Below are 25,206 nucleotides of genomic sequence, written 5' to 3'. Positions count from 1 at the left end.
GATCAGGCCGAGATGATCTTGGTGTATTCGTCGAGCGCCGGCCCGTAGTTCTTGGCGTACCAGTCCATGTCGAGCGCGATCTGCTTCTTCATGTTCTCGGGATCGACCGGGTTGATGCGCTTCTTGTCGGCCGTGATCAGCGCGTCTGCCGCCGGGTTTGCAGGACCTTGGCCGAGCTTGTCGAACATGACCAACTGCTTTTCAGGGTCCTGGGCACTGGCGATGAACTTCATCGCAGCGTCCTTGCCGCCGGGGTTGTTCTTGAGCACGGCCAGCGCACCGGGCGAGATCAGTCCCTGGTCCCAGATGAACTTGATCTTGCCGCCCGAATCCTGCTCGATCAGCGAAGCGCGCGTCGACCAGACGATCGCCATCGAGGCCTCGCCATTGAGCAGCACGCTCTGGCTTTCGGCGCCGCCACCCCAATAGGCAACGACGTTTTCCTTGAACGCGGCGATCTTGTCATGGGCGCGCTTGAGGTCGAGCGGGTAGAGCGACGCCGGCGCGATGCCATCGGCCAGAAGTGCTGCTTCCCAGCTCGATACGCCCCATTTGTAGAGCGAGCGCTTGCCGGGGAATTTCTTCACGTCGAAGAAATCGGCCATGCCGGTCGGCGCGTCCTTGCCGTACTTCTCGGAATCATAGGCGATGACATAGGAGAAGAAATAGGTCGAGGCGGCGTATTCCCAACCAAAGCCGGGCCGCATCTTCTTCTTGTCGACGATGTTGTAATCGATCGGCTCGAGAGCCCCTTGGGCGCCGAGCGTGATGGCCGAGAAGGGGTCCACGTCGACGAGATCCCAGGTCGGCGCGCCGCTCTTGAACTGCGCGGCGATGGCGCCTTCAGTCGGACCCGAACCGTCCATCTTGACGGCGATGCCGGTGTCCTTGGTGAAGGCCTGGCCATAGGCGGCATCATAGGCGGTGATGGCATCGCCACCCCAGTTGACCAGCACCAGTTCCTTGGCCTGCGCAAAGGCACCTGTCGAGCGCAGTAGCATCGGCGTGCCGGCCAGCACGAGTGCCGCCAGCTGTGTGAACTGCCGGCGCGAGATCTCGCCGCGACCTGCCCTGGCGGACAGGCTCTCGACGGCTTGTTTTTTGGTGTCATGTGTCATGTCAGTTCCCCTTTTTTGTTGTTGATAGTGCCGGAAAGCGGTGGAGCGGTATCTCGCCACACCGTCGTCATTGCCCTCCATGCGGAAGGAGGAAACCCTTTTCCGCCGGCCAGGTGAGCCAGACGGAATTGCCCTTGCTGAGCGCTGCGGCCGCCACCTCGTTCGGCACCGACACGGTAACCTTGGCGCCTTGCCGTGTCGTCAGGTCGAGCCGCGTTGCAGCGCCCAGATAGGTGGAGTTGGTGGCGGTAGCGGCGATGCCATTCTCGCCATCCGCCGCCTCGCCCGATATCGACATGTATTCGGGCCGGATCGCCAGGATGGCATCGCCGCGCACGAGTTCGGCCTTGCAGCCCATGCTGACCGCGCGGTCTTCGCAAAGGCCGGTCGAGCCATTGCCGGCAGGCTTGACGCCCTTCAGCGGCAGCATGTTGATTTCGCCGAGGAACTCGGCGACGAAGCGGTTGTCCGGCCGGTCGTAGACTTCGTCGGGCGCTCCGACCTGCAGCAGTTTGCCGTGGTTGAAGATGGCAACGCGCGACGACAGCGCCAGCGCCTCGCTCTGGTCGTGGGTGACGAAGACGAAAGTGGTTCCGGTTTCCTGGTGCAGCCGCTTCATCTCGGCCTGCATCTGGCCGCGCAGGCTCTTGTCGAGCGCCGAGAACGGCTCATCGAGCAACAGCACGCCAGGTTCGAACACCAGCGCACGGGCCAGCGCCACGCGCTGCTGCTGGCCGCCCGACAGTTGCGCCGGCAGTTTCTTCTCGTGGCCCTTGAGACCGACGCGCTCGATCATCTCGCCGACACGGCGCTTGATGTCGGCGGCCGGTTTCTTGCGCACCTTGAGTGGGAAGGCGATGTTGGCTTCGACGCTCATATGCGGGAACAGCGCGTAGCCCTGGAACACCATGCCGGCGGCCCGTTGCTCTGCCGGTCGGTCGGTGATGTCGACGCCGTCGCTGAACAGCTTGCCCTCGGTCGGCTGCACGAAGCCCGCAAGGATCATCAGGAAGGTGGTCTTGCCCGAACCCGACGGCCCGAGCAGGGTCAGGAACTCGCCACGGCCGATATTGAGCGACAGATTGTCCAGCGCACGGAACGAGCCGAAGCTCTTGCCGATCCCGATTGCCTTGATCTCTGCGGCACGGCCGGGTTGCTGCATACTGCCCTTTCCCTAACGCTTGTCGAAATCGTAGGCAGGGTGCCGGCTCATCGCAACCGAATAGTTTTCGCGTGATCGGCAAATTCCATTCATCTATGGCGAGATGGCGCCGCCTTGCCCTCAATACGGCAGAATGCGGTTCTCCTGGAGTTTCGACCGCAGCCATCCCGCGAACGCTTCCAGCACCGGATGCGAAGCCTTGGCGTGTTCGGAGACCAGGAAATAGGAGCGCGGCGACTTGATCGCGATGTCGAACGGCCTGACCAGCCGGCCCTCGCTCAGCGCCCGCCGGCTGGTCAGTTCGTCGCCCATGGCGATGCCCTGGCCGGCAATCGCCGCCGAAAAGACCAGGTTCATGTCCGAAAAGAAGATGCCACCCTCGATGTCGGGGTTTTCCACCTTGGACAGCGCCAGCCAGCGCGCCCAATCCTCGGTGTCGTCGAGATGCAGCAGGTTGGCGCGAAGCACGTCCGACGGCCGGGAAAAACCGCCGACCTTGTTGAGCAGCGTCGGGCTGCAGAGCGGCGTGAACGAGATTTCGCAGAGCGGCTCGACCGCCCGGTTCGGCCAATTGCCGACACCAAACGCAATGAAGGCATCGGCATCTGCGTTGCTGACATCGTCGAGCCGGCGCGGCGTCAGGATGCGCAGCGCCACGTCAGGATACATCTGCCGGAACTCGCCGATATGGGTGCACAAGAACAGCGAGGCGAAGCCGGGCGTGCAACTGACGGCGAACGAGCCGCCGACGCCGGTGCCGGCGTCCCGCGTCACCGCATCGCCCAAAACGGTGAGCGCCTTGCGCACGTCGCTGGCGTAGCGCTGGCCGCGCGGCGTCAGCGCCACGCCCTTGCCGATGCGTTCGAGCAGGTCGAAGCCGAGATCGCGCTCCAGCAGACGAAGCTGATGGCTCACGGCGCTGCGGGTCAGGTGCAACTCGTCGGCGGCGCGCCAGACGCTGCCATGGCGGGCGAAGCTGTCGAGCGCACGCAGCGCTTGTGTGGATGGTATACGCAAGGAGCCTCAGGTGAACCGAATTTGCACGAACCGGGAAAACATATCACTTTTTAGCGAACCGCTTCACTGCTTTCTTCTCATGCCATGGAGAAACCGGTGGCCACCTCGGCGCAAGCAACCGCCCTTGCCTGTCTCGACGGCATCCAGCCGTTGTTGTCCGCGTGGACACGCATCATCTTCGATTACGGCGAGACCGCGTGGCGGGAATATCAATCCGCCGCCTGGTATGTCGAGCGACTGAAACTCGAAGGCTTTTCTGTCGAAGAAGGCTCCGGCGGCATGCCGACCGCCTTCTGCGCGCATTGGACCAACGGCCCCGGCCCGACCATCGGCATGTACGCCGAATACGACGCGGTGCCCGGCAATTGCCAGGATGCCGCTACGGTCGAGCGTCCGCGCCGGGGACTTGGCAATCAGGCCGGCGGCCACACCGACCCGCATTCCGGGCTGGGTATTTCGAGCCTCGGCGGGCTGCTGGCGACCAAGGCCGCGATGCAGCGCCACGGCATATCAGGCACGCTGCGCTTCACCGGCGAGCCGGCGGAAAAGGTGCGTGGGTCAAAGCCGATCCATGCCGCCAAGGGCTATTATGACGGCCTTGCCGGCATGATCTCCTTTCATCCGTTCTACATGCTGCCGCTCTGCAACACGGCGCGCTGGGACACGCATTGCGGCGCGGCCTACGCGATGATCTATCGCTTCATCTGCGACCAACCGGAGCGCTGGGCGCTGGCTGCGGGCGCTGCACCCATTCCGCAAGCACATTCGGCGGCGCGCGCGCCCGGCGCCAACGACGCATTGATGATGATGTACATGGCCTCCAAGGCTCTGCGCGATTCCATGCTGCCTCACCAGGGCGGCTGGTCGATCAGCGAGGCGATCCTGACGGCGGGGCAAGCGACCGCCGACAATTTGCCGGCGGGGCTGGCCGAGATCCAGTACATGATCCGCGTGCCGACGCTTGCCATGGCCGAGCAGGTCACCGCGGTGCTCGACCGCAATGCCGAGGCGGCGGCAGCGATGAGTGGTTGCCGCACCGAGCGGCATTGGGTGTCGAAGTCACGACCGGGACTTGCCAATCATGCCATGGCCGAGATCGCCTATGAAGCGCTGTCGACGGTCGGGCCGCCGCGCTGGGACGAAGACGCCAAGGCAGTCGCGCGCGAAATGCAGGTCAATGCCGGGCGCATGGCGAGCGACGAGCCGTTCATCGAAGAGCTGGAGCGCCTGATCGAGCCGCAGGCGGCGGAAGCGATCCTGCGCTGCGACCTGCCGCCCTCGCAGGTCAATTCGACCTCCGACGATTACACCGACATGAGCTGGCACACGCCGACGGCGCGCTTCTATGTCGCCCGCCCGGCGCTGCGTTCGGAGACCGGCTATCCCTATCCAGCCTGGGTGATGAATGCGCTGGGCGGTATTTCGGCCACGATCGACCCGATGGTGGCCTGCGCCTCCCGCACGATTGCGCTTGCCGCCCTTCGCCTGCTGGAAGACCAGACTGCCCGCGAGGCGGCGATGGACGAGTTCGTTACCCGCACCGGCGGCGGCATCGGCGGTTCGAACTGGATCGCACCGCTTTGCGACTACGAGCCGCCGATCGGGTTTCGCTGGCCAGAATATGTCACCACCCCGCGTGGACGCGACTGGTGGATACCGAGCAATCAGACACCCCCAAGTCACCTCACGAGGAGCATCCCATGACCGTTCATGACCGCATTGTCGCCGAGCCGTTTTCGCTGCAGCGCCGCAACCCCGCCGGCGGCACCAAGCCGCTGACCGCCTGGGGTTTTGCCAACGAGACCGACGTGCTGACCGACGTCCTGCTCGGCTCGCCCAATTTCTTGCGTCATCTGTCGACCAGTTCGCTGTCGCGCAAGCACCTGCGCGAGGCGCCCTGCAACGTGCAGATCGCACAAGCACAGCACAAGGACCTGGTCGCCGCCTACGAGCATTTCGGCGTCAACATCCACTGGCACGAGCCGACGCCCGAGCTGCCGATGCAGGTCTATTCCCGCGATTCCAGCGTCATGACGCCCTACGGCGCCTTCATCACCGCCATGGCCAACTGGTGGCGGCGCGGCGAGAACTATGCCGCGATCCGCACCTATGAAAAACTCGGCATCCCGATCTACGACATGGTCACGGCTGGTACGTTCGAGGGCGGCGACTTCAACGTCATCGAGGATGGCGTCGTGCTGATAGGCTGCGGCGGCGCGCGCACGCAGGAGGAAGGTGCGCGCCAGGTGCAGGCCTGGTTCGACAAGGAAGGCTGGGAAACCCGCATCGCTTTCATCGACGAATATTACGTCCATATCGACCTGATGGTGGTGCCGATCGCCGAAAAACTGACCGCCGTCTGCCTTGCCTGCACCGAGCCCGGCATTGTCGACTGGCTGAAGGGCAAAGGCCACGAGATCATCGACGTGCCGTTCCAGGACACGATGGCGCTCGGCTGCAACTTCATGTCGCTGGGCAAGGACCGGGTGATCGCGCCGACCTCCAGCCAGTCGCTGATCGGCCAGCTCAAGGCCCGCGGTTTCGAGGTCGCGGCCGTCGACATGAGCGAGATTTCGAAGACCGGCGGCGGCATCCACTGCATGGCGCAGGCGCTGAAGCGCGAACCGGCCTGAGCCGGCTCGCCCCTCAGCAACAAACCCGATACTGTGTCTTCGCTGCCCTTGTGAGTGCTGGAAAAATGGAGGAATAGTCTTGCGGAATGCATCGCCCTGAAATTGCCGGTTTGCGGTACTCAGGTCGTGCAATTGCTAGCCGGATTCCGAATGGCCAGTCCCGAACCGCGCAAGAGAAGAGGTCCGATCGCCGCCCGGCTGCTGGCGCTCGACGCGTGGATCGATTCCTCGCTCTACGAGATCGGCTTCAAGGCGCGCCAGTTCTGGGAATCGGCGACGATCTTCTCGCGGCGCTTCCGCGTCAACGGCTGGCGCCGTGGCATCATCGAAGTGTTGAGCGAAGGTTTTACGCTCGGCGCCGGCGGCATCGTGGTGATGCTGGCGCTGGCCATTCCGGCTTTCCAGGATACGGCCGGCGACTGGCGCGCCCAGGGCGACTTCGCCGTCACCTTCCTCGACCGCTATGGCAACGAGATCGGCCAGCGCGGCATCATCCAGCGCGATTCCGTGCCGGTCGACGAGATGCCCGATCACGTCATCAAGGCGGTGCTTGCTACCGAGGATCGCCGCTTCTTCGATCACTACGGCATCGATGTGCTCGGCCTTTCCCGCGCCATCTTCGAGAATGTGCGGGCCAATTCCGTCGTTCAGGGCGGCTCGAGCATAACCCAGCAGCTGGCCAAGAACCTGTTCCTCACCAATGAGCGCACGCTGGAGCGCAAGATCAAGGAAGCCTTCCTGTCGCTGTGGCTCGAGGCCAATCTGTCGAAGAAGGAAATCCTGCAGCTCTATCTCGACCGCGCCTACATGGGGGGCGGTACGTTCGGCATCGAGGCGGCCGCCGATTTCTATTTCGGCAAGAGCGTCAAGGATCTGAACCTCGCCGAGGCGGCGATGCTGGCCGGGCTGTTCAAGGCGCCCACCAAATATGCGCCGCACATCAACCTGCCGGCAGCGCGCGCACGCGCCAATGTGGTGCTGTCCAACCTTGTCGATTCCGGCTTCATGACCGAGGGGCAGGTTCTGCAGGCAAGGCTGCATCCGGCCGACGTCGTCGACCGCGGCGAGCAGAAAAGTCCGGACTATTACCTCGACTGGGCATTCGACGAGGTCAAGAAGATCGCCAAACCGGGCCAGCACTCGCTTGTTGCCCACACCACCTTCGACGCGAACATCCAGAAGGCAGCGGAAGAATCGGTGGAGTTCCACCTGCGCCAGTTCGGCAAGGAGTACAACGTCACCGAAGGTGCCGTCGTCGTCATCGAGACCAACGGCGCCGTGCGCGCCATCGTCGGCGGCCGCGACTATGGCGCCAGCCAGTTCAACCGCGCCACCAAGGCGCTGCGCCAGACCGGCTCGTCATTCAAACCCTATGTCTATGCAACGGCGATGGAACACGGCTTCACGCCCAACTCCATCATCTCCGGCGGCCCGATCAGCTGGGGGTCCTGGTCGCCGCACAATTACAGCGGCGGATCGGCGGGCAATGTAACTCTGATCATGGCTATGGCCAAATCGATCAACACCGTGCCGGTTCGGCTGGCCAAGGATCACCTTGGCATCGGGCCGATCAAGGCCATGGCCGAGGCGATGGGCGTAGAATCGCCGCTCGAAGCGCACAAGACGATGGTGCTGGGCACCTCGGGCATGACGGTGATGGACCAGGCGACGGGCTACAGCGTGTTCGCCGACAACGGTTTCGTCGGCTTCCGGCACGGCATCAGCCAACTCGTCACCCGCACCGGCGAGGTGGTTTATGATTTCGCCAAGGATGCGCCGCCGCCACACCGGGTGTTGTCGGAGCAGGCGCTGAAATCGATGAACACCATGCTGGCGGCAGTACCGGTAATGGGCACGGCGCGGCGGGCCCAACTTCCCAACATCGTCGTCGCCGGCAAGACGGGCACGACGCAATCCTACCGCGACGCCTGGTTCGTCGGCTTCACCGGCAACTACACGGCGGCGGTATGGATGGGCAATGACGATTTCACGCCGACCAAGAACATGACCGGCGGCTCGCTGCCTGCGATGGTATGGCAGCGCCTGATGGTCTATGCGCACCAGAACATCGACCTCAAGCCGATCCCGGGCATCGACAAGCCCTTCATCGACGAGGAGATCGCTGCCAAAGCCGAGGAAGCACAGAAGAAGAGCGACGCGCAGGCGGTGGCCGATGCAGCCGCCGAACGGCCGCCGGTGCTGTCCAGCCGCACGACGCAGACGCTGCGGGACATGACCAGCCTGTTCCAGTCGGCGCCCGTCCTCAATACGCCTCAACCGCCGGAGACGCTGTCGGCGCTGTGATGGCGCGCCTGGAACACCCCTCATCCGACCGAGCTTCGCTCGGCCACCGTCTCCCGCAGGGGGAGAAGGAAGAGGCGGCTGCAATTCTACATCGGCCCGCTTGCCACAAGGCCCTGCGCCGCGATATCCCCGAGCGGCAACTCTTCGGTGTCCCCGGCCCTTCATGCTCAAAACTGCCTTCCTGACGTTGCTTTCGCTTGCCATAGCCATCATCGGCGGTGGCGGCAGCGTCTGGTATGCGCTGAAAGTCCAGGATGGCGTCGGCGCCATCCGGATCGGTCAATGGACAGCCTTTCCCGATATCGGCACGCCGTCCGCCGATCCTTATTCCAAGGCTCGCGTGGCGCGCGAGGGCGTGCTTGCACTCGGCCGTGCCGAGGGGCTGTCCTTCGTCGCCGAGCGAGACACGGGCGGCGCCGAGCTCAAGCGCGAATGCACCTACACCATCGAGGGCGGATTTCCGACGGCGCGGTTCTGGACGCTCTACGCCGCCGACCAGTCGCTCAGCGTGGTCGAGACCGGCAAATCACGGCTGGCGGCGCTGCAATCCTACGGGGTGGTGCGCCAGCCCGACAATTCGGTGATCATTTCCGCCGGCCATCACCCGATGCCCGGCAATTGGCTGCTGACAGACGGCTTCGGCAGGATGTATTTCGTGCTGACCTTCTACGACACGCCAATCGCCAGCAGCACGGGCCTGTCGGACGTCTCGCTGCCGCGGATCGTCAAGGTCGGCTGCAATGCGTAGTTTTTACGCTGCGACGCGCGGACTTCTGCATGCCGTCCTGCTCGGCTTGCTCGGTGCCGGCATCGTGCACATCGCCGTGCTGCTGCTGGTGCCTGAGTTTTCCGAGCGCGATGCCTGGTCGCGGCTGTCAATGGCGTCGGACCTCTACAAGATGACGCGGCTCGATGCCGAGGCCGGTGGCGCGCCCGTGGTGAAATCCGTCGATCCGCTGTTTTATGCGACGGCCTGCCGGTTCGACCTGGGCGAAGGTTTGGTCCGCGTCAAGGCACCTGGACATGTCCCGTTCTGGTCGGTGTCGGTCTATGACCGCAGCGGCCACAACATCTATTCCTTCAACGACCACACAGCGACCGGCGGCGTTCTGGATGCCGTGGTGCTGACCCCGGCGCAGATGATCGACGTGCGCAAGGACCTTCCAGAGGATCTTCAGGGGGCGATCTTCGTCGAAGCGCCGATCGAGGAAGGCATCTTCGTCATCCGTGCCTTCGTCCCCGACAGCAGCTGGAAGCCGATCGTGTCGCGCTTCTTCGAACAGAGTTCCTGTGAGTTGCAGGACTTCTAGAGCGTGACGCGTCTGAACGGATTCAGACGACCCGCTTTAGGTCTTTGTTTTCATGCATGTCGTTCTCCAAAACCGAGGTCACTTTTGGGCGACATGCACTAGACATGATCCCGGACCAAAGGTCCGTGGCCGCCGAAACTCAGTGGTGCGGGACCGGCTTCGTCCCTGGCGACCCCGTCTTGTCGGGATCGACCGGCCGCACTTCGCCGGCATGCGACCGCTCATAGCGGATGCCGGGAAAGATGATCACCGCCGCCGGCATTTCGGCGGTTTGCTTTGCTCTGGTGTTTGGTGCCGTACGCGGCACGAAAGACAGTACCATGCCCATGGTTCGCGCATTCCTCTCGGTTTCCCCGGAGCACAACGCAACGCCTCCAAATGTCATTAAGGCCGGCAGAGGGTTAACGGAACGCTAACGGATCGTCGCTAACTTGATCTTTGTTCTTGGCGTTCGCGAAACCGACATAGTCCCGGTGGAGCGCGCCAAGCTTGTGTCGAGTACGGGCGTATCCTTCGTGTCATCTTCGGACTTCAGGCAAATCGCGGTACGAAAAGACTCGGGAAAGGCCGAAAGGCTCTTCCGCGCCGCGGTGTCGGCGTTCTGCTCGCTCACCCGCCCTTCACGCCGCGAGATCGGCCAGCTCGAAGACCTGACGCTGCCGCTGTTCAATGACGTGTCCGTCGAATCCCGCCGTTACGTGGCAGCCGCCCTTTCCGAATGCGAATACGCACCCGCTGCCCTGGTGCGCCGTCTTTGCGAGGAACCGGTTGACATTGCCGCGCCGCTGCTCATCCGCTCACGCGCCGTCAGCGACATCGATCTCATCGCCCTGATCGGGCGACATGGCCTGCCGCATGCGCGTGCCATTGCGCGCCGCAAGGGCTTGAACCCGACCATTGCTGACCTGATCAGGGCCCTCGAGAGGCCAACCCTGGTGCGCGCGCCGGACCCGGATGCGAACGCCGCTGGGGCAGACAAGATCGCGCCAGCGAGCGCGGATACCGCCTCCGGCGAGCCAGCCCGGGAACAGACACTCGGCATCGCGGCCGAGAATGCACGGCGCAGGCTGCGCTCGATGATGCGCACCGGCGACGAGAAGACAGCGACCGCCGAGCCTTTCAAGGGCGCCGATACCTATATGAAATTGCGCGAGACAGCGCTGACGGGAAACGCCGCGTTCTTCCAGACCGCGCTCGCCGATGCACTCGACATCGATTTCGAGATCGCGCGATCGCTCACCGCCAACCAGAATTATGCCTCGCTGCTTGTCGCCTTGCGCTCGCTCGACCTCAGCGAAGACAGGGCCTTCCTGGTCACGGTTGCCGTCTATCCCAGCCAGTTCCCGCACCCGCAGGCTATCCGGACTTTCCTCGACCGCTACCGGCTGCTGCATCGCGAGGCGGCCCAGGACAAGATGCGGTCGTGGAGAGCGGAAATCCTTTCAAGGGTGGTTCGCGGCGCAGCACCTGCCAACAGCGATACACGCACCGCTTCGAACAGCGACGATGCGGCGGCTTCTTCCGGCCTCAGGGCGTCTTCACGGAAATAAGCTCCTCGACGGGCACGGCACCGGCCTCGATTTCGACCACCCAGATGTCGGGATCGAATTTTTTCTCCCGTTCCAGCCTGGCTTCGAGCACCGCGGGATCGTCACCAGCTCCGAGCAGAGTGAAAAACCGGTCGTCGGGCTTGGCCGAATCATAGCTTGTCTGCGGCGCCGGCCCGAACAGGGCAACCTCACCCAGCCTGCCCCGCGCCAGCACGAACACAGCGCCGGCCTCGGTCGCGCCACGCTTGACCACGGCGGCAAATCCACCGGCGCCGAAAATCCGGCGCAACAGGGCCGAAACCCACAGATCCGATGTGACGCGCATGAGAGAGCTCCCGAAACTGCCGGTTCTCTATCGATATTTCCGCCGCTCGGCGAGCCGTCGTTTCGGCCGTCAGTTGGTCAGGCCGATCTCGCGCATCTTGACGTAGACGATCTCATCGGGCTCGCCGGTCTGCGGCAGCCCGAACAGCGACTGGAATTCCTTGATCGCCGCCTTCGTGCGCGCGCCGACGACACCATCCAGCTGCATGTCGTCATTGCCGAACGCCTTGAGCCCGGCCTGGATCTTGACGATGCGGGCATCGGGCGCTTGCGTCGCGGCATCCGCCTGCCCGGAATTTGTCTGTCCCGAACCTGTCTGCAAAGACACCGGAACGGCGGCCGGCATATCCGGGCGCGGCTGCGGCCTGGGCACGACGGAAGCTGTCTTCGGCGTCGCGCCCAGTTGATCGAGCAGAAGCGCGTCGATCTCGCCGGACGTGTTGAGCCCGACCTTCTGCTGATAGTCCTGGATGGCCTTGCGGGTGTTGGGTCCGGAAATGCCGTCGACCGTCCCGGAATAGAAATCGAGATCCTTCAATATGCCTTGCACCTGCTCGACAACCGGATCGCCCTTGATCGGTGCCGGCGCGCCGGATGGCCGCACGATGTTGAATGTCGTCTCCGGTTCGTCGGGCGTCGCGTGCGGAAAGCCCGCAATGCTGCGGGTCGCAAAAAATGCGCCGGCATGCGGGAAAGGTTGGTACCACAAGGCATTGGCCGAAACGTAGAACAGCGTCACCAGGAATGCCGTCGAGCCGCCCACCAGGACGGGATTGCGCGAGATCATGCCGCCGACGGCGACAGCGCCGTCCTGAAAGGCATTGCTGCGGCGCTTGACCGCCTTAGCCGGTTTTGCGGAGCGAGCCATCTCTGTCCCCTTTCGCCATCGCCACAGGCATGGTCAGCACGCCGGCTTTCTCCGCCTGATGTCCCTTCGGTCCGTTCACCGGCAGGCTGATGGTCACCGTGGTGCCCTCGCCTGGCATGCTTTCGATGGACATCGTGCCCTCGTGCAGCGCCACCAGGCCCTTGACCAGTGAAAGGCCAAGACCAGTCCCCTCGAAACGGCGCGTATAGTCGTTCTGGATCTGCATGAAGGGCTTGCCGAGATTGGCGAAATCCTCCTCGGCGATGCCGATGCCGGTGTCCCTGACCCAGAAATGCAGGCGCGAACCGATCCGCTTGGCGCCGACGACGACGTCGCCGCCGTCGGGAGTGAACTTGATCGCGTTGGAGACCAGGTTGATGAGCATCTGCTGCACGGCGCGCTGATCGGCATTGATGTCGCCGGCGTCCGGCGCGATCTGCGCCTGCAGATCGATGTTCTTGGCCTGCGCCTGCAGTTGCATCATCGACTGGCACATGTCGACCGCTTCCGCGAACCGGAACGGCTCGGGTTCGGTCGCATAGACGCCCGATTCAATCCTGGACACGTCGAGTATCGAGGTTACGACGGCGAGCAGATGCTGGCCCGAATCCCGTACCAAGCCGACATATTCTTTCTGGCGCGGATCCTTGAAGGCGCCGAACATCTCATGCAGCAGCATATCCGAGAAGCCGATAATGGCATTCAACGGCGTGCGTAGTTCGTGGCTGACCACCGCCAGGAAGCGTCCCTTCGCCACCTCGGCGGACGCGGCCGCCTCATTGGCTGCCGCCAGATCCTCGCGCAACCGGGCGATCTCGTCATTCTGCCTCAGGACGAACGTAAAGACATCACCCTGTTCCTCACCACGCACGAGATCAAGCGAGAACGGCCGGTAATTGTCGGCCGTCAGGCCATTGCCATTCTGAGGCAGCCGGATGCGCAATTCGAGCCGGCGCGACAGTGCGCCGTCGCGCATGTCGGCCATTGCGCTGAGATAGGAAACGCGATCCGACAGATGGACGCGATCGAAGAGGCCGTTTCCGGACAGCAGTTCGGGCGGCAGTTTCAAAAGCGTGCGCGCTTTTGGCGACGCGTCCAGGACCTCGCCATGACGGGCGACGCGCAAGACCACCGCATCGATGGTGTCTTCGAGCCGGTCGGCAGTGTCGAGCACATCAGCCGCATCGGCCGTGTTTTGAAATGCCGATGCGCGCGGGATCAGTGTGAGCGTCCAGGCCAACGGCACCAACCAGTGCCACGCCGCGATCTGCGCTCCTGCGAACGGGAATACGGTTCCAGCCAAAGGCTGAGCCAAGATGGCTACAGCGGCCGACACGGCTCCCCACAGTGCCGCGCGCCGCGAAGCGCCGATCCACCAGGCTTCAAAAGGCAGCGCCACGACAAGCATGGCGACAGGCGAACTCAGCCCGCCCGCGGCGGCAATGAGACTGCCGAGAGAAATGCCGGCCAGCACCAGGGCGACCCAACTCGCTATCGCCATCTTGCCGGTCGCCGCCACCAGCAAGGCGACGAACCAGCACAGGCCAAAGGCGGCGAAAATGGCGGCCATGGTGACGGCGACGCCCATGCCTGAAGTAACCAGCGTGACCGCGGCACCGGCGACAAAGAAAGGAGCGGCGAGCATGACGCCGATAAAGCGGCGCTGGCGCTCGCGGTCGCTCCGCCCAAGGATGGACGGATGGACCATACGTTCGCAACCGGCCGAAATCGCGCCAGGCAATTCAACGTATCTGGCCTTGATTGAACTCAACTCAACGCACTCGCACTTGTCGTGGACAGCTCTGCTTTGCAGATGGTTCTGGTTGGCTTTGAAACTCGCATCCAGCGTTTAAGGAATGGATAAGGCAGGGCCGACCAGGGCCCGGCCTGCGGCAAATATCGGGATGCCGGCGGCCGAAAGCACGGACAAATGCAGCCATAGTAAACGGAGAGTTATCCGCCGACGGCACCCATCGGCCGGGCGCACTCGGCACCTGGACGTCCCTATTTCAAGAAAAACGCAGGGAAATCATGGGGATATATGGTTATTTGTTGTTAAGGAAAATTACTCGGATTTGAGACAAATCGATTGCAGAACGGTTCGTTTCGAATTTGCCTAAAATTTGAGGAAAATTCTCTCTTTGCCCGCAAGCCGTCCTTTGCGCCTGTGTGCCAAAATCCTGCCTACAAAAGAGGTCATGCCATATGGATGCATGATCCGGTCACGACGAGAGGGCAAGGGCATGGTCTTCCTCATAAGAATGGCTTTCTGGTTTTCGCTGGTGCTGCTGGCGCTGCCATTGAGTGTCGGCCCCGATGAAGCGGGGCATGAAAGCGTCGGACCGATCCAGGCCTTGTTTGCGGCACGCGAAGCGGTTGGCGATATCGCCGGCATTTGCGAACGCAAACCCGATGTCTGCGAGACCGGCAAGTCGGCGATGCACACCATTACCGCCCGCGCCAAAGAGACCGCCAAGATCGCGGCAGCGATGATGGACGACAAGTCCGCCGCCGGCCCCGACACGTCGACGATGACCGGCAGCGTGCCCGAAGGAATCGTCTTGCCCGAGACCGTCAACCTGCCGCCTCAGAATTAAGCCGTTTCGACGGCGCACCGCGGGCTGTCTGCCCTCTCGACGCCCGCGGTGTCCTTGTTTTTTCCGTGACGCGGAGCCGCCGCGTGACTATATCCCAGACATGACCACGACGATCCAGACGATCCGCGACGACTTCTCGTTCCTCGAGGAATGGGAAGACCGCTATCGCTATGTCATCGAACTCGGCGAGGCGTTGCCGCCGTTTCCGGACGAGCAGCGCAGCCCCGCCAACAAGGTGCCGGGATGCGTCAGCCAAGTCTGGCTGACCACTGAACGCGGAGCTGGAGCCGATCCTGTCATCACCTTCACCGGCGATTCGGACGCTCATATCGTGCGTGGGCTGGTCGCGATCATGCTGGCGCTGTTTTCCGGCAGGACCGCCAGCGAAATCCAGAAGACCGATGCGGAAGCGACATTGAAAGAACTCGGCCTCGACGAACATCTGTCGCCGCAGCGCGCCAACGGCCTTCGCTCGATGGTCAAGCGCATCAAGCGCGACGCCGAGGCAGCGCTCAAGCAGACCGCCTGACGCTTCCCGACCCGATCCGCGCGTCGCGGCTCGCAAAAATCAAACGGCGCCCGAAGGCGCCGTTGATGTCGATCCGATCTGGCTGGCAGCAATTACCGCGCTTTGCGCTTGCGGCCGAGACCCATCTTCTTGGCGAGTTGGGACCGGGCAGCTGCATAGTTGGGTGCAACCATCGGATAGGTCGGGTCGAGGTTCCACTTTTCGCGATACTGGTCCGGCGTCAGGTCATAGTGGGTCATCAGGTGGCGCTTCAGCGACTTGAACTTCTTGCCGTCTTCAAGGCAGACGATGTAGTCGTCATGAACCGACCGCTTCGGGTTGACCGCCGGCTTCTGCTTGTCGGCAGGCGGCTGTTCGGCGGTTCCGCCCACACGCCCGAGTGCGGCATGGACATCGGATATCAGGTTCGGCAGTTCGCCGACCGGCACGGGATTGTTGCTGACATAGGCGGCCACCACATCGGCGGTCAATTCGATCAGCGCATCGCTGTTTCTGGAAGGTGTTTCGACAATATCCATGGTCTTCGGTCCCCAACAAGAGTTACATCGATCTGCGCCCTTTTTTACAAGCAGGGCATCGCACGAATTTTGTGCAGGTAGAGTTTCTACGATTCGTGTCGCGGGCACATCAATGAGCGTGCAGACCAAGTAAGTCAATTCGCCCCTCGCGCTATATTGAACGATATTGATCAAATGTTCCGCGATCAGCTTCAATCTTTCGTGCATTGTGTAATTTATCGATATTTCGCGTTCCCGTCGGCGGCGGCTGACGCAACGTCAGATCGCCGTTACATTCGTGGCAACTCACGAAACGGGTTTTAATGTTTGATCTTGCTTGGCTATCGCTCGAGAAATATTGGTTGTTCGCATTTGTCCACAAAACCACAGGTTGCCGTGGTCATATACGAGCAATCAGGCGACATGCCAGTCATCCGACCGATCGGCTGATTGCTGCCGCGTCAATCAATGCGGGATGATGTATTTGCCATAGGCCCAGCCGGTGACGAAATTGCCGTTCTGGACCGGATCATGCCAGACTTCGCACCAGCGATAGCGAATCTTTTGTGCCTGCTTCCATGCCGGCTGGTTGGCGATGTCGAGCAGGTTTATTCCGCCGGTGCATCGCCCGGTCATCTGCAGAACGGTGCCGTTCGGATATCCCGCCTGCTTTTGGGATGTGCCCGAAGGGTATTTGCGTACATTGAGCGTGTCGCCGAACGGGACATTGGCCACTTGCCAAGCCGCGAATACGGTCGCATGAGACTGGCCGGCAAAGCCCAGAGTTAGCGAAGCAACGGCGAAAGCCGCAGCAGTCCGAGACCAAATAGTCATCATCTCTCCTCCCGGCTCATCTCCTGGAGCCGACACAACCCATACGCTCCGGCTCTTGAACCTGCCCTGATCGGCGTGTTCATTTGCCATTCAAGATATTTCTCCATTCGAGATGGCCCTTCAAGATACTGGCCCATTGAAGATACTGGCCCATTGAAGATACTGGCAAAGCGAGACGCAATGACCAAGACATCCATATTTCCGATCGTCAGCCCGCCAACGCCCGAGAAGCGGCCGGTTTCCGACACGCATCACGGCATCACGCGAACCGACGACTATGCCTGGCTACGGGCCGATAACTGGCAGGAGATGTTCCGCGACCCGTCATTGCTCGATGCGGGGATCCGCGCAGAACTCGAGGCGGAGAATGCCTACCAGTCGAAGCTGATGGCCGATACGGTCGAACTGCAAATGCAGCTTTTCAAGGAGATGAAGGGCCGTATCAAGGAAGACGATTCTTCCGTGCCGATGAAGGATGGGCCCTATGCCTACGGCTCGTCCTTTAAACTTGGTGGCGAGCAGCCGCGCTATTTCCGCATGTCGCGCGACGGCGGCGCCGAGCATATCCTGCTCGACGGCGATGCGGAGGCCGCGGGCAAGGCCTATTTCCGTCTTGGCGGTGTCGACCATTCGGCCGACCACGCCAAGCTGCTATGGGCATTCGACGACAAGGGCTCCGAATTCTACACGCTTCGCGTGCGTGACCTTGCCGATGGCAAGGAGCTTGCCGACCAGATCCCCGACACCGGCGGTTCAGGCGTCTGGAACGCAGGCAATGACGGCTTCTTCTACACGCGTCTCGATCCCAACCATCGCCCGTCCAAGGTACTGTTCCATGCGCTGGGCGACAGCCCGGACAGCGACCGGCTGATCTATGAGGAAACCGATCCCGGCTTCTTCATGAATGTCGACGGCACCCGCAACAACGAATGGGTCATGATCGGCATCAACGATCACGAGACTTCGGAATACCGCCTGATGCGCGCCGACGATCCGTTTGCCGAACCGAAACTGGTGTCGCCGCGCGAGGTTGGCCTTCAGTACGAGCTGGAAGAAGGCGGCAATATCTTCTTCATCCTGACCAATGCCGACGGCGCCAAGGACTTCAAGATCATGACGGCGCCGGCGAGCGATCCCGTGCGCGCCAACTGGCAGGAACTGGTGCCGCACGAGCCCGGCCGGCTGATCCTGTCGGTGATCGGCTTCAGGGACCACATGGTCCGGCTCGAACGCAAGGAAGGCCTGCCGCGCATTGTGGTGCGCGACCGTATCAGCGGCGAGGAGCATCTTCTGTCCCTCGACGAGGAGGCCTTCTCGCTCGGCCTGTCGGGTTCCTATGAGTACGACACCGAGATCATGCGCTTTTCCTACTCGTCGATGACGACGCCCGCGCAGGTGTTCGACTATAACATGCGCACCCGCGAGCGGGTGCTGCTGAAGACCCAGGAAGTGCCGTCCGGCCATGATGCGGACCATTATGTCACGCGGCGGCTGATGGCGCCGGCCAGCGATGGCGAACTGGTGCCGATCTCGCTTTTGCATCATCGCGACACGCCGCTGGACGGATCCGCACCTTGCCTGCTTTACGGCTACGGCTCCTATGGCATCACCGTGCCGGCCGCCTTCAACACCAACTGGTTCTCGCTGGTCGACCGCGGCTTTGTCTTCGCCATTGCTCACGTTCGCGGCGGCAAGGACAAGGGCTATGGCTGGTACGATGACGGCAAGCGGGAGAACAAGATGAACACGTTCACCGATTTCATCGCCGTCGCGCGCCATCTGGTCACCGAGCGTTACACGGCGCATGACCGTATCGTCGCGCAAGGCGGTTCGGCCGGCGGCATGCTGATGGGTGCCGTCGCCAACATGGCGCCGGATTGTTTTGGCGGCATCGTCGCCGAGGTTCCCTTCGTCGATGTGCTCACCACCATGCTCGATGCGACCCTGCCACTGACGCCGCCGGAATGGCCCGAATGGGGCAACCCGATCGCGTCCGCCGACGACTATCGGACGATCGCTGCCTATTCGCCCTACGACAATGTCTCTGATCACGACTATCCGCCGATCCTGGCGCTGGCCGGTCTCACCGATCCGCGCGTCACCTATTGGGAACCGGCCAAATGGGTGGCCCGGCTGCGCGACCGCAAGAGCGGCGACAATCCGGTTCTGTTCAAGATCAATATGGATTCCGGCCATGCAGGCGCTTCCGGCCGGTTTTCGCGGCTGGAAGAGATCGCCTACACCTACTCCTTCGCGCTGAAAGTGATGGGCAAGGCGCAGCTTACGGGAGCAACCAACAAATGATCGACCTGACCACCCTGATCGCCTACATCGCGGTCGTGCTCGGCTTCGTCTTCATTCCAGGCCCCGCCACCCTGCTGACGATCGCCCGGGCAACGAGTTCCGGAACCAAGGTCGGCATCGCGACGGGCGCCGGGATCGCTGCCGGCGACGTCTTTCATACCGTCATGGCCATGATCGGCATCTCGGCGATCATCGCCGCGTCGGCGACGCTGTTCAGCGTCATCAAGTACATCGGCGCGGCCTACCTGGTTTATCTCGGCATTCGCGCGATCATCGAGAAAACACCGGCCAACCCGGCGGCCGGTGCGCTCGCGATCTCCGCCGGCAAGGCGTTTCGACAGGCTGTCCTGACCGAAGTGCTCAACCCCAAGACCGCTCTGTTCTTCCTCGCTTTTCTGCCTCAGTTCGTGCGGCCTGAAAACGGATCGGTGATGCTTCAGATGACCGCGTTGGGGGTCATCTTCGTCATACTGGGCCTTTTCAGCACGGTCGTCTTTGCCGTGAGCGCTGGCCGGCTCGGCACGTTCCTGCGCCGAAATCCGTCGGTGTTACGATTGCAGGGCAAAGTTGTCGGCGGCATCTACTGCGCTTTGGGCGTCCGTCTGGCGCTGCAGCAACGCTGACTCTGGACGATAATCGACGCACCCTTTCCAGAGGGCTGGGTGTCAGGACTTTTTGAAGCTCCCGTCGCTCATTTTCACTCGCAATTGCGACGACCGCGCGCTACCCAGTGCGCGGCTTTTCCCGGCCTGACAGCCTCCAATCGCGTAAAGGTTCATTATGCTGCTCGTCGACGTCTATCTCGACAAATCACCCATCCAGGGAATCGGCGTCTTTGCCAAGAACCACATTCCTCGCGGTACTCTGATCTGGAAGTTAGACCCAAGGTTCGATCGGCTCATCGAGGTCGAGACTTATGAGCGGGCGGCCGGCCCGGTGAAGAGCTATCTCGACCGCTACTCCTATCCTGACCGCCGCGATCCGAACTACATCGTCTTCGAAGCCGACGACGCGCGCTACATGAACCATGCCGACGAGCCTAATTGCGACGTCTCCTCACCCGAGGAGAGTTTTGCGCTGCGCGACATCGCGCCTGGCGAAGAGTTGACCTGCAACTACAACCATTTTTTCGAAACGGGCTTCGATTTTCTCGGTGACCGCCACCTGTCATCCGCAGACTCGATCTAGACTAGTTCGCCCTCTTGCGGGCCGGATAGCCGTTTGGATGCGCGGGTATCGCCTTGAGATAGGCGGCGATGGCAGCACGGTCCTGCGGCGCCAGCTCGGCCATGTTTCGCTGCACGTCGACCATGGCGCCGCCGACGGAATCAAAATCGGGCGTGAAGCCGGTTTCGAGGTAGTTGGCGATGTCGGCTTCCGACCAATCGCCTATACCGCCCTCGCCCGATGTGATGTTCGGCACGACGCCGCTGCCTTCGGCAGCCACCGCACCGGCCAGCCACACGTTCTTTTTCGTACCACCTGCGAGGTCGCGCGGCGTGTGGCATTCGCCGCAATGGCCCGGCCCCTCGACCAGATAGCGGCCGGCCATGACCGGATCGGGCGTGCCAGCGGGAAATGGAACGACAGGCTGGTCGCTAAGATAGAGCAATTTCCACAGGCCGATGCCGCGACGAATGTTGAAGGGAAAACCGAGCGAATTTGCAGGCGCCTTGCCGGCGACGGCCGGCAGCGTCTTGAGGAAGGCATAGAGATCGCCAATGTCGGCCGGATTCATGCGCGCGTAGGACGCATAGGGAAACGCCGGATAGAAGTGTCGGCCCGAAGGCGACACGCCCTTCAGCATGGCATTGGCGAGGTCCTCGACCGACCATGCGCCGATGCCGTCCTTAGCGTCTTGCGAAATGTTGGGCGGCACGAAGGTTCCGAACGGCGTCTTGAGCTCGAGACCGCCCACGAGTTGAAGCCGCGCATCGCCCTGTGAGCCCGGCTTTGCATGGCAGGATGTACAACCGCCGGCATAAAAAATGCGCTTGCCCCTGGCTGCGTCGCCAGGACCGAGCTTGGCCAGGGTCTCCCTGTCGAGCCTCACCGGCGCCGACCCGACCCACCCGGCAACCGCGCCGACGCCGCCGAGGATGACGATGGCGCCGACGAGTTTCTTTAGCCAGGGCATCGCCCGCTATCAGCCTTTTTTCACCCGGTAGGTCTGGTGGCAGGTGCCGCAATCGGAGCCGATGGCGCCGAATTGCGCCTTCAACGCATCGACGTCGGCAGGAGCGGCAGCGGCCGCGGCCTTGACGTCGGCGACATATTTGGCGTTGGTGGCCTTGAAGCCGGCCATGTCTTCCCAGATCTTCGGCGACGCAGTGGTATCGCCGCCTGTGTCGCTGCCCGCCGGAAACAGCGCGTCGACGTCGACTTTCTCGGCATTCGCATGCAGCGCCTGCAGCGCCGTCAGCACCGCGGCGGCATCAAACGGCTCCTCGCCCTTGACCACTTTCGACAGGCCGCCGACGATCTTTCCACGTTCCTTCATCAGTGCCTGCCGGTCGAGGATCGGGTCGGCAAAGGCCGCCGAAGCCGCGAGTGCGAGCATAGAGATGGCGATAACAAGCTTTCTCATTCAATTGGCTCCATGATGAAGGCATTTCGGGACAGGACGTCAACGGATGTTACAGAGGGAAAATTCCCTTCCCCCTGATGATTTTTGCCGGACCTTTGCTCTTGCGGGACGCAGAAAAGAAAAGCCCCGGGTGATACCGGGGCTTCTGGAAATCGATCACTTCGCCTTTTCGTACAATTCCAGGACATGGTCCCAGTTGATCAGGCTGTCGACGAACGCCTCGAGATATTTCGGCCGGGCGTTGCGGTAGTCGATGTAGTAGGAGTGCTCCCAGACATCGACGCCGAGGATCGGCGACGCGCCATGGACGAGCGGGTTTTCGCCGTTCGGTGTCTTGGAGATCGCCAGCTTGCCATCCTTGACCGAGACCCAGGCCCAGCCGGAGCCGAACTGTGTCGTGCCAGCGGCAATGAAGTCGGCCTTGAACTTGTCGTAGCCGCCGAGATCGCTATCGACTGCCTTCTGCAAGGCGCCCGGCAGCTTGTTGCCGCCGCCGCCTTTCTTCATCCACTTCCAGAAATGGATGTGGTTGTAATGCTGGGCGGCATTGTTGAAGAGGCCGGCATTCTTGCCGAACGACTGCTTGACCACCTCTTCGACCGACAAATCGCCCAAGCCGGCCTCGGCGGCGAGTTTGTTGCCGTTATCGACATACGCCTTGTGGTGCTTGTCGTGGTGATATTCCAGCGTCTCTTTCGACATGTAAGGCTGCAAGGCCTCATAGTCGTAAGGCAGAGCGGGCAATTCAAAGGCCATGGATAGTACTCCCTCGTGGAAAAATCCGGTGTCGATACCGGAGTAAGATAGGTCTGGAATGGGTTGGGACAACTCCGGATGAAGCGTCGATCGCCTTTTTATCCGCTCAAACAGCAGAAGTCGAATGCGCCCAATCCCAATAGAGTTCGCGCGCTTTTTTGGCCACCGGCCCGGGTTGCAGATTGCGATCCTCGATGCGCGTGATCGGCACCACCTTGGAATGGTTCCCGGTCGAAAAAATTTCGTCTGCTTCGAGGAAATCGCGCACCGACAGCGTCTTTTCCGTGGTCCTGAAGCCATATTCGCCGAGCAGCGCTATCGTGCGCGAGCGGGTGATGCCGGATAGGAAGGTGCCGTTCGGCGCAGGCGTAAAGACGTGGCCATCCTTGACCAGGAAGATGTTCGAGGTTCCGGTCTCGGCGACGTTGCCCAGCATATCGAGCACCATTGCGTTGTCGAAGCCGCGCATCTTGGCTTCGAGAATGGCCCTACCGTTGTTGGGGTAAAGGCAGCCGGCCTTGGCGTTGGTCGGCATGGTTTCAATGGTCGGACGCCGGAACGGCGACACGGTCACCGAAAAGCCAGTCGCCGGAATCATCGGTGATTCATAGAGGCAAAGGCAAAAGCGCGTCGAGGCGGGATCGGCCGGCACGCCCATATAGCCGCCATGCTCGGCCCAGTACATCGGCCTGATATAGACCGCCGTCTTGCCGTCGAACTTCTTCAACCCATCCCATGTCAACCCGACGATCTTGTCGGCGCTCATGTTCGGCTTCAGGCCGAGCGCAATCGCCGAGGAATTCACCCTGGCTGCGTGGAAGTCGAGATCCGGCGCCACGCCTTCGAACCAGCGGCCGCCGTCAAAGACGCTGGTGCCGAGCCACATGGCGTGGCTGCGCGGCCCCAGAATGGCGACGTTGCCTTCGTGCCAATCACCGTCGACGAAAGTCCATGTCGTGGATTGCGCCGCAGCCGCCAGTGTCATCATCTCGTCCCGTCTCAATCGGTCTCGTGTGACAGCCATTGGAAGATGCTTTGGCGGGCGCCGTCAACCGGCATCATGGAGTTTTGTTGGGGCCAGTGCCGGGGCGCAATGCAATCAAAGCTTGCACCTTGTCGCGCCTGCCCTCAAAACTGCTGTCATGCAATACGCCGCCTATGTCTTCGACGCCTATGGCACGCTGTTCGACGTGCATGCCGCCGTGCGCCGTCATGCCGACCGGATCGGGCCGGACGGCCAATTGTTGTCCGAGATCTGGCGCGCCAAACAGCTCGAATATTCCTGGGTGCGCACGCTGATGGGCGCCTATGCCGATTTCTGGCAACTGACCGAACAGGCGCTCGATTTCGCCTTGCGCAAGGTTCCCTCGGCCGACCCCGGTCTCAAGGCGATATTGCTGGATGCCTATTGGCGGCTCGATTGCTATCCGGAAGTGCCGGCCGTGCTCAAGGCGCTCAAGGCTTCGGGAGCGAGGCTGGCGATCCTGTCCAACGGCTCGCCCGAAATGCTGCAGGCGGCGGTCAAATCCGCCGCGCTCGACCAGGTTCTGGACGATATCTATTCCGTCGATACGGTGCGGCGCTTCAAGACCGATCCGGCGGTCTACGACATGGTCGCCACCGGCTGGCGCCTCTACCCCGGCGCGGTTTCCTTCCAGTCGTCCAATCGCTGGGACATTGCAGGCGCCACCAAATTCGGCTTTCGCACGGTGTGGATCAACCGCTCCAACCAGCCCGAAGAATACCGGGACTTCCCACCGGCCCTGATCCTGCCGTCGCTCGAAGCCCTTGTGCCCGGCAGCTAAGAGACCTGTGTCTCTGGCGCCACAGTAGCAGCCTGGTCACAGCTTCGCCTTTCTTTGCCCACGTTCGGGCCAGAATCGGAACCGCCTATCGCCCCAGGTGTTGTCAGGCACCCGCGTAACTGTCGGCGAATTCACGCTTTGTTGCGATTTGAGACTTAAAGAAGGCAACCATGTCCATAACCGAAATCGAATCTTTTCGCCTGAGCCGTCGCGGCTTTCTCAATGCCGCAGCCCTGGGCGCCGCTTCGATCGCGGTTTCCGCATGCGCCACCACCGGGCCGGGTCCGGTCGAGCCGCCGCCACCAACCTATGTCGAGCCGCCTCTGGCGGACTATGTGACGATGTATGCAGCCGTCAGCGACGGCGGCTTCGATTTGCCGGCCATCCCAGTCGACAAGATCGATCCGCAATTCCTGCGTCAGATCGTTCCCGACCCGACGGGACAGAAGCCGGGAACCATAGTCGTCGATACGACCGGCCACTTCCTTTATCTGGTTCGTCCAGGCGGTCAGGCGATACGCTACGGTGTCGGCCTTGGCCGCGCCGGCTTCGAATGGTCCGGCGACGCCGTCGTTCAGTGGAAGCAGAAATGGCCAAAATGGACGCCGCCGGACGAAATGATAGCCCGCCAGCCGGAACTGAAACCCTACAGCGCCGACAATGGCGGCATGCCCGGCGGCCTGAAGAACCCGCTCGGTGCACGCGCGCTCTATCTGTTCCAGGGCAATGTCGACACGCTCTACCGTCTGCACGGCTCGCCGGAGTGGCGCTCGATCGGCAAGTCGGTGTCGTCAGGCTGCGTGCGTCTGATGAACCAGGACATTATCGACCTCTATGATCGCGTGCCCTCGAAGACGCCGGTCATCGTGACCAGCGACGCCAGCCAACCCATGGTGGCGACGGCCAACCGACAGGCGATCCCGATCGATGCCGGCGTGCCGGACGGTTCGGTGCTGCTTGGACCGGTCAAGGCGATCACGAATTCGATTTTCTGAGCTGACTAGGCAGCGG

Annotated in this window: 26 protein-coding genes; 13 read left to right on the top strand and 13 right to left on the bottom strand. The window is 62.2% G+C overall.

Annotated features, from left to right (window positions below; all coding sequences use genetic code 11):
* Positions 1–2: 2 nt before the first annotated feature.
* From P3C39_RS16245 to P3C39_RS16235, 3 genes are all read right to left on the bottom strand, one after another.
* Complete coding sequence (locus tag P3C39_RS16245) at positions 3–1,118, bottom strand: ABC transporter substrate-binding protein (RefSeq protein WP_027162977.1); 1,116 nt, start codon at positions 1,116–1,118, stop codon at positions 3–5.
* 67 nt (positions 1,119–1,185) lie between these two features.
* The gene (locus P3C39_RS16240; RefSeq protein WP_127385415.1) at positions 1,186–2,280 is read right to left on the bottom strand and encodes an ABC transporter ATP-binding protein; all 1,095 of its coding nucleotides are present in this window, start codon (positions 2,278–2,280) and stop codon (positions 1,186–1,188) included.
* Positions 2,281–2,400: 120 nt separating this feature from the next.
* The gene (locus P3C39_RS16235; RefSeq protein WP_013532647.1) at positions 2,401–3,297 is read right to left on the bottom strand and encodes a LysR substrate-binding domain-containing protein; all 897 of its coding nucleotides are present in this window, start codon (positions 3,295–3,297) and stop codon (positions 2,401–2,403) included.
* Between the two features lie 84 nt (positions 3,298–3,381).
* Between P3C39_RS16235 and P3C39_RS16230 the strand changes: the two genes are divergently transcribed.
* The 5 genes from P3C39_RS16230 (at position 3,382) to P3C39_RS16210 (ending at position 9,544) form a co-directional block, all read left to right on the top strand.
* Positions 3,382–5,001 carry an amidohydrolase gene (locus P3C39_RS16230; protein WP_275953680.1) on the top strand — a complete coding sequence of 540 codons (1,620 nt, stop codon included), beginning with the start codon at positions 3,382–3,384 and terminating at the stop codon, positions 4,999–5,001.
* Complete coding sequence (locus P3C39_RS16225; RefSeq protein ID WP_013532649.1) at positions 4,998–5,930, top strand: dimethylarginine dimethylaminohydrolase family protein; 933 nt, start codon at positions 4,998–5,000, stop codon at positions 5,928–5,930. The genes P3C39_RS16230 and P3C39_RS16225 overlap by 4 nt, the downstream gene beginning before the upstream one ends.
* A gap of 150 nt (positions 5,931–6,080) precedes the next feature.
* Positions 6,081–8,234 (top strand): penicillin-binding protein 1A, encoded by a 2,154-nt coding sequence (locus P3C39_RS16220; RefSeq protein WP_063171734.1) that lies wholly within the window; start codon positions 6,081–6,083, stop codon positions 8,232–8,234.
* Between the two features lie 163 nt (positions 8,235–8,397).
* Positions 8,398–8,982, top strand: a complete 585-nt coding sequence (locus P3C39_RS16215) for a DUF1214 domain-containing protein (RefSeq protein ID WP_063171733.1) — start codon at positions 8,398–8,400, stop codon at positions 8,980–8,982.
* Complete coding sequence (locus tag P3C39_RS16210) at positions 8,975–9,544, top strand: DUF1254 domain-containing protein (RefSeq protein ID WP_224674121.1); 570 nt, start codon at positions 8,975–8,977, stop codon at positions 9,542–9,544. The genes P3C39_RS16215 and P3C39_RS16210 overlap by 8 nt, the downstream gene beginning before the upstream one ends.
* 139 nt (positions 9,545–9,683) lie before the next feature.
* Here the strand turns inward: P3C39_RS16210 and P3C39_RS16205 are convergent, their stop codons facing one another.
* Positions 9,684–9,872: a hypothetical protein gene (locus P3C39_RS16205; protein ID WP_013532653.1), complete on the bottom strand. Its 189-nt coding sequence runs from the start codon at positions 9,870–9,872 to the stop codon at positions 9,684–9,686.
* Positions 9,873–10,059: 187 nt separating this feature from the next.
* Between P3C39_RS16205 and P3C39_RS16200 the strand changes: the two genes are divergently transcribed.
* A complete protein-coding gene (locus tag P3C39_RS16200; protein ID WP_224621111.1) occupies positions 10,060–11,094 on the top strand; it encodes a hypothetical protein in 1,035 nt (344 codons plus the stop codon).
* Here P3C39_RS16200 and P3C39_RS16195 read toward each other — a convergent pair.
* From P3C39_RS16195 to P3C39_RS16185, 3 genes are all read right to left on the bottom strand, one after another.
* Positions 11,072–11,419: a DUF1491 family protein gene (locus P3C39_RS16195; RefSeq protein ID WP_013532655.1), complete on the bottom strand. Its 348-nt coding sequence runs from the start codon at positions 11,417–11,419 to the stop codon at positions 11,072–11,074. The two genes, P3C39_RS16200 and P3C39_RS16195, sit on opposite strands and share 23 nt — an antisense overlap.
* A 69-nt stretch (positions 11,420–11,488) precedes the next feature.
* The gene (locus P3C39_RS16190; RefSeq protein WP_013532656.1) at positions 11,489–12,286 is read right to left on the bottom strand and encodes a peptidoglycan-binding protein; all 798 of its coding nucleotides are present in this window, start codon (positions 12,284–12,286) and stop codon (positions 11,489–11,491) included.
* On the bottom strand, positions 12,261–13,994 hold the full coding sequence (locus tag P3C39_RS16185; protein WP_127370050.1) for an ATP-binding protein: 1,734 nt from the start codon (positions 13,992–13,994) through the stop codon (positions 12,261–12,263). The genes P3C39_RS16190 and P3C39_RS16185 overlap by 26 nt, the downstream gene beginning before the upstream one ends.
* A gap of 535 nt (positions 13,995–14,529) precedes the next feature.
* On the opposite strand from P3C39_RS16185, the gene P3C39_RS16180 reads away from it, so the two are divergent.
* Positions 14,530–14,883 carry a DUF5330 domain-containing protein gene (locus tag P3C39_RS16180; protein ID WP_013532658.1) on the top strand — a complete coding sequence of 118 codons (354 nt, stop codon included), beginning with the start codon at positions 14,530–14,532 and terminating at the stop codon, positions 14,881–14,883.
* Between the two features lie 100 nt (positions 14,884–14,983).
* Positions 14,984–15,412, top strand: a complete 429-nt coding sequence (locus P3C39_RS16175; RefSeq protein ID WP_027162984.1) for a SufE family protein — start codon at positions 14,984–14,986, stop codon at positions 15,410–15,412.
* 92 nt (positions 15,413–15,504) lie between these two features.
* Here P3C39_RS16175 and P3C39_RS16170 read toward each other — a convergent pair whose 3' ends face one another.
* Together P3C39_RS16170 and P3C39_RS16165 are read right to left on the bottom strand one after the other, a co-directional pair.
* Positions 15,505–15,930: a MucR family transcriptional regulator gene (locus tag P3C39_RS16170; protein WP_013532660.1), complete on the bottom strand. Its 426-nt coding sequence runs from the start codon at positions 15,928–15,930 to the stop codon at positions 15,505–15,507.
* Between the two features lie 444 nt (positions 15,931–16,374).
* Positions 16,375–16,746, bottom strand: a complete 372-nt coding sequence (locus P3C39_RS16165) for an SH3 domain-containing protein (protein ID WP_164745941.1) — start codon at positions 16,744–16,746, stop codon at positions 16,375–16,377.
* Positions 16,747–16,923: 177 nt separating this feature from the next.
* Between P3C39_RS16165 and P3C39_RS16160 the strand changes: the two genes are divergently transcribed.
* The 3 genes from P3C39_RS16160 (at position 16,924) to P3C39_RS16150 (ending at position 20,235) form a co-directional block, all read left to right on the top strand.
* Entirely contained in the window at positions 16,924–19,047 is a 2,124-nt protein-coding gene (locus tag P3C39_RS16160) for a S9 family peptidase (protein WP_275953682.1), read from the top strand.
* Positions 19,044–19,670, top strand: coding sequence for a LysE family translocator (locus P3C39_RS16155; RefSeq protein WP_024505543.1), 627 nt, complete (start codon positions 19,044–19,046; stop codon positions 19,668–19,670). The genes P3C39_RS16160 and P3C39_RS16155 overlap by 4 nt, the downstream gene beginning before the upstream one ends.
* 157 nt (positions 19,671–19,827) lie before the next feature.
* Positions 19,828–20,235, top strand: a complete 408-nt coding sequence (locus tag P3C39_RS16150; protein ID WP_013532664.1) for an SET domain-containing protein-lysine N-methyltransferase — start codon at positions 19,828–19,830, stop codon at positions 20,233–20,235.
* Position 20,236: 1 nt separating this feature from the next.
* Here the strand turns inward: P3C39_RS16150 and P3C39_RS16145 are convergent, their stop codons facing one another.
* The 4 genes from P3C39_RS16145 to P3C39_RS16130 form a co-directional block, all read right to left on the bottom strand.
* Positions 20,237–21,184, bottom strand: a complete 948-nt coding sequence (locus tag P3C39_RS16145) for a cytochrome c (protein WP_127370988.1) — start codon at positions 21,182–21,184, stop codon at positions 20,237–20,239.
* A 9-nt stretch (positions 21,185–21,193) separates the two neighbouring features.
* Positions 21,194–21,634, bottom strand: a complete 441-nt coding sequence (locus tag P3C39_RS16140; protein ID WP_013532666.1) for a cytochrome c — start codon at positions 21,632–21,634, stop codon at positions 21,194–21,196.
* Between the two features lie 156 nt (positions 21,635–21,790).
* Entirely contained in the window at positions 21,791–22,390 is a 600-nt protein-coding gene (locus tag P3C39_RS16135) for a superoxide dismutase (protein ID WP_013532667.1), read from the bottom strand.
* Between the two features lie 106 nt (positions 22,391–22,496).
* Complete coding sequence (locus P3C39_RS16130) at positions 22,497–23,375, bottom strand: branched-chain amino acid aminotransferase (RefSeq protein ID WP_024505546.1); 879 nt, start codon at positions 23,373–23,375, stop codon at positions 22,497–22,499.
* Positions 23,376–23,532: 157 nt separating this feature from the next.
* Here P3C39_RS16130 and P3C39_RS16125 point away from each other — a divergent pair, with 157 nt between their 5' ends.
* Together P3C39_RS16125 and P3C39_RS16120 are read left to right on the top strand one after the other, a co-directional pair.
* A complete protein-coding gene (locus tag P3C39_RS16125; RefSeq protein WP_024505547.1) occupies positions 23,533–24,195 on the top strand; it encodes a haloacid dehalogenase type II in 663 nt (220 codons plus the stop codon).
* A gap of 170 nt (positions 24,196–24,365) precedes the next feature.
* Positions 24,366–25,190, top strand: a complete 825-nt coding sequence (locus tag P3C39_RS16120; RefSeq protein ID WP_013532670.1) for a L,D-transpeptidase — start codon at positions 24,366–24,368, stop codon at positions 25,188–25,190.
* The last annotated feature ends 16 nt before the right edge of the window (positions 25,191–25,206 follow it).

This window comes from Mesorhizobium sp. XAP4 (assembly GCF_029269325.1).
Classification (GTDB): Bacteria; Pseudomonadota; Alphaproteobacteria; order Rhizobiales; family Rhizobiaceae; genus Mesorhizobium; species Mesorhizobium ciceri.
The sequence above is the reverse complement of the archived record's forward strand: the minus strand, read 5'-3'. Positions and strand labels throughout refer to the sequence as shown.

Coding starts and splice junctions, on each gene's coding strand:
- P3C39_RS16230 (WP_275953680.1), top strand. CDS start 3,382: ATGGAGAAACCGGTGGCCACCTCGGCGCAAGCAACCGCCCTTGCCTGT.
- P3C39_RS16225 (WP_013532649.1), top strand. CDS start 4,998: ATGACCGTTCATGACCGCATTGTCGCCGAGCCGTTTTCGCTGCAGCGC.
- P3C39_RS16165 (WP_164745941.1), bottom strand. CDS start 16,746: ATGATGACTATTTGGTCTCGGACTGCTGCGGCTTTCGCCGTTGCTTCG.
- P3C39_RS16140 (WP_013532666.1), bottom strand. CDS start 21,634: ATGAGAAAGCTTGTTATCGCCATCTCTATGCTCGCACTCGCGGCTTCG.
- P3C39_RS16125 (WP_024505547.1), top strand. CDS start 23,533: ATGCAATACGCCGCCTATGTCTTCGACGCCTATGGCACGCTGTTCGAC.
- P3C39_RS16120 (WP_013532670.1), top strand. CDS start 24,366: ATGTCCATAACCGAAATCGAATCTTTTCGCCTGAGCCGTCGCGGCTTT.
- P3C39_RS16245 (WP_027162977.1), bottom strand. CDS start 1,118: ATGACACATGACACCAAAAAACAAGCCGTCGAGAGCCTGTCCGCCAGG.
- P3C39_RS16215 (WP_063171733.1), top strand. CDS start 8,398: ATGCTCAAAACTGCCTTCCTGACGTTGCTTTCGCTTGCCATAGCCATC.
- P3C39_RS16160 (WP_275953682.1), top strand. CDS start 16,924: ATGACCAAGACATCCATATTTCCGATCGTCAGCCCGCCAACGCCCGAG.
- P3C39_RS16240 (WP_127385415.1), bottom strand. CDS start 2,280: ATGCAGCAACCCGGCCGTGCCGCAGAGATCAAGGCAATCGGGATCGGC.
- P3C39_RS16150 (WP_013532664.1), top strand. CDS start 19,828: ATGCTGCTCGTCGACGTCTATCTCGACAAATCACCCATCCAGGGAATC.
- P3C39_RS16170 (WP_013532660.1), bottom strand. CDS start 15,930: ATGGATATTGTCGAAACACCTTCCAGAAACAGCGATGCGCTGATCGAA.
- P3C39_RS16180 (WP_013532658.1), top strand. CDS start 14,530: ATGGTCTTCCTCATAAGAATGGCTTTCTGGTTTTCGCTGGTGCTGCTG.
- P3C39_RS16190 (WP_013532656.1), bottom strand. CDS start 12,286: ATGGCTCGCTCCGCAAAACCGGCTAAGGCGGTCAAGCGCCGCAGCAAT.
- P3C39_RS16195 (WP_013532655.1), bottom strand. CDS start 11,419: ATGCGCGTCACATCGGATCTGTGGGTTTCGGCCCTGTTGCGCCGGATT.
- P3C39_RS16175 (WP_027162984.1), top strand. CDS start 14,984: ATGACCACGACGATCCAGACGATCCGCGACGACTTCTCGTTCCTCGAG.
- P3C39_RS16145 (WP_127370988.1), bottom strand. CDS start 21,184: ATGCCCTGGCTAAAGAAACTCGTCGGCGCCATCGTCATCCTCGGCGGC.
- P3C39_RS16210 (WP_224674121.1), top strand. CDS start 8,975: ATGCGTAGTTTTTACGCTGCGACGCGCGGACTTCTGCATGCCGTCCTG.
- P3C39_RS16220 (WP_063171734.1), top strand. CDS start 6,081: ATGGCCAGTCCCGAACCGCGCAAGAGAAGAGGTCCGATCGCCGCCCGG.
- P3C39_RS16155 (WP_024505543.1), top strand. CDS start 19,044: ATGATCGACCTGACCACCCTGATCGCCTACATCGCGGTCGTGCTCGGC.
- P3C39_RS16135 (WP_013532667.1), bottom strand. CDS start 22,390: ATGGCCTTTGAATTGCCCGCTCTGCCTTACGACTATGAGGCCTTGCAG.
- P3C39_RS16130 (WP_024505546.1), bottom strand. CDS start 23,375: ATGACACTGGCGGCTGCGGCGCAATCCACGACATGGACTTTCGTCGAC.
- P3C39_RS16205 (WP_013532653.1), bottom strand. CDS start 9,872: ATGGGCATGGTACTGTCTTTCGTGCCGCGTACGGCACCAAACACCAGA.
- P3C39_RS16185 (WP_127370050.1), bottom strand. CDS start 13,994: ATGGTCCATCCGTCCATCCTTGGGCGGAGCGACCGCGAGCGCCAGCGC.